Here is a 2,967-nt window from a genome sequence, read left to right as displayed (position 1 = left end):
ACCAATACAAGAGATTGAAAGGCCGCATTGGAACGCAATTGAAGCATTGCGATCAGAATCGCCGCCAATGAAAGTAGTCCCGTCGCAATCGCGCCAATGCTGATTAAGCGCCGCTCTTCAAGACGATAAGAGGCAAGGTAGTCGTTCTTGCTGAGGCCAACCACCACTCGCAAGGGATATCCCATCACTGGTGCCACATCGATCATCTTCTCGGATGACATGAGAGTACGATGCACCGTGGGTCTGTCAGGTGGCGATGCTAGCAATCTCCTCCAGACCGGCGAATCCAACTTCCGGCCTATCGCCTTGCCGTCTTCGCCCACCTTTGCTCGGACGATGCCGTCCGTACCGACAAGCATAATAACCGCATCATCACCCAGCCTCACGGATCCATACATTTCCGATAAAATCGCGGGATCAACCGCTGCAGTCGCGATCCCTCCTAAGAACCCGCTAGGCCCATTGATCCGGCGAGTCAGGAACAAAGACCACCGATATGTGAGCTTCGAAATCACCGGAACGCCGATGTGCAATCCGGATGCTGGATTGTCTAAATGGACTCGAATATGCGGCCGGCCACTCAAATCAATGAGAGGCGTATCCGTTCCTAAAAGTGAGGTCGCAACAAGCTGCCCTCTTGGATTCACAAGGGAGAGTCGCTCAACAGGTCGAGATTGTGGTCCCAGGCCGTACTTTGATCTCTCAATCCTGAGACTATCGATACCTGATGCAAGATCCGCTTCTACGTCATTTTTTAAAGAACGGAGCATCGTGTCTGCTTGACCGAACGTGCTCGCGGCGTGTTCGGCAAAGATCATCGCCACGTTATGCAAGTGGCGGGCTTCCGCAGCAATTTGCGACTCTCTGGTATTCTTCAGAATAAGCGCAATACCAATCCAGCACAGGCCGACAAGCGCAATGCAGAGCAACGACGGTACGTACCACGCCACAGAAAGTTTATTTTCTTCTCTTACGCGCACCATTTTGTCACTCTGCAGAAACGACCAGCAGCATAAGCTACATAGAGTGATGAAAATTTCTCTTAAGTTAGGAGGCGGGCAGATTATATTTGCGCCATTTCGACGAAAGCCAGCAACCTGAGCTGCCCAATTTACATCGAACACACGATGCCTGGATTGCCCTGGGCACACGGCAAATTAAATAAAAAGCCAATGCCAGAATTAAGAATTAGGTATTTTTTGAAGTTTGCGACAGCGAGCAAGCGATGAACAAACGTCATCATATAATCGTCAAAGCAGACCGCCGTACGGGTGAATGGATCGAAGGAACGATCGAGTACACTGGCCTCGTAGACTTGCATGAGCACATGCGGAGAACGGATTCTTCCGGCTCATTTCACACAATGCATTATTTAACAAAAGACATTGCAGGAAAAATATTCACCGACACAGGAGTGGATTTAAATAATGAAATAGACGTCGCCGTAACGATACGGCGCGCCGACAAAAATTAGGTCGCAGGAAGATGGTTCGTATACAGAAATAAATTGGCCTGATTACTTTTTAGCCATACACCTGAAATCTCAAGAGCTTCTTGGTTACCAGCCTTTAACCATATCTATGTATACACGCATAATTTATAGTATATAGCTATCCTCAAAATCGGAGATATATTGATTGACCGTACGCTTTTCCAATCCCCTGCCGCTGCTTGTGTCGGGAGCGATATTTTTAGCTATTTTATGGGCGTCTCTCCTTTTGTCTCCGGGCTGGCTTCCGGTGAGTGTGAACGCCTTGACGTTTGGATTGTTATCGCCAGCGATCTGGGAGGTATCCAACAGCGTTGGTCAGACACAGACGATCCGCTATGTCGAAAGCCCGAACTCTCTTGTTTTTATCCTGAGCCTGTTCACACTTAGCGGCGCGGGACTTTACTTCGCTACAAAGCGCTACTTGGGCAACGCAGAGGAGGGAAGCCGTCAGGAGCTCTCGGCAAGCCAGCGTGAACTCGCAAAAGACATTCGCGCCGAGGGCCTGCGTCTGGATGAAGAACTCGTCCAGAATATAAAGTGGATCCAGACATTCTTGCGCGCGAACGAAGAATTCTCAAGGTCGCTGAAAGACGCGCGCACCAAGCTCGAACGCTCCAAATCTGCCAACAAGACCGACGTCGTAATCACTTTTCTGCTCGCCAAGAATTCTCTGATGCAGAAAGAGTCTGCCGACCTCAAGCAACGCCTCACCACCTCCCAGCAACAGATCGAAGAACTCCGCGCGAAGCTCGCGCATGCTTTGGATCAGGGCATGCGTGACCCCTTGACCGAGCTTGGAAATCGCCGACGCTTCGATATCACTTTGGCCCAGGAAGCTGCACAAGCGCAGGCCAAGGGCTCAAAACTTTCTCTCGTGATCTGCGATCTGGATCATTTCAAGCATATCAACGATAAATTCGGCCATCAGGTCGGAGACAGCGTGCTTCAACTATTCGCTTCGCTGCTCGTTAAAAATATTAAGGGCCGCGATACGGCAATTCGCTATGGCGGCGAAGAGTTTGCTTTAATCCTCCCCGAGACGGGTATTGAGGGGGCTAAACACGTGACCGAAAATATTCGTTCCGATTTGGAGGCAAGCAGCTGGCGGGTAACAACCACCCGGCAACCCATCGGCAAAATCACGGCATCATTCGGTCTCGCCGAACTGAAAACCGATGAAGACATCCAACAGCTCATCAAACGCGCCGACCGACATCTCTACATCGCAAAAGAAAGCGGGAGAAATCGGGTCGAGCACAACGGCGCCTGAACAAAGCACGTTTCGTAAAGGAAAAACCGGCTTCAAGAAAATCGTTAAAGCCGGTCACAATTGATAGAGCTCGGAGGAAGAGGCGCTGCTGCGCCCCTCCCCGGCTTTGGGTTAGCTCAGGTTCTCGATATGGCCCTGATCATTGAGGCGGATGGCTTCCGCTGAGGGCACGCTCGGCAGGCCGGGCATGCGCATGATGTCACCC

3 protein-coding genes are annotated in these 2,967 nt (G+C 50.9%); 2 read left to right on the top strand and 1 reads right to left on the bottom strand.

Features of this window, described 5'->3' with window-relative positions:
- Positions 1 to 983: PDC sensor domain-containing protein (locus K5845_RS21130; RefSeq protein WP_287959976.1), on the bottom strand; the 983-nt coding region annotated here is incomplete at its 3' end.
- Between the two features lie 242 nt (positions 984 to 1,225).
- Between K5845_RS21130 and K5845_RS21125 the strand changes: the two genes are divergently transcribed.
- Entirely contained in the window at positions 1,226 to 1,474 is a 249-nt protein-coding gene (locus K5845_RS21125; protein WP_287959975.1) for a hypothetical protein, read from the top strand.
- A gap of 163 nt (positions 1,475 to 1,637) precedes the next feature.
- Positions 1,638 to 2,762 (top strand): GGDEF domain-containing protein, encoded by a 1,125-nt coding sequence (locus K5845_RS21120; protein ID WP_052744023.1) that lies wholly within the window; start codon positions 1,638 to 1,640, stop codon positions 2,760 to 2,762.
- Positions 2,763 to 2,967: the final 205 nt, after the last annotated feature.

The organism is Filomicrobium sp., from assembly GCF_025698805.1.
GTDB lineage: Bacteria > Pseudomonadota > Alphaproteobacteria > Rhizobiales > Hyphomicrobiaceae > Filomicrobium > Filomicrobium insigne.
This window is presented reverse-complemented; position numbering and strand designations above follow the sequence as displayed.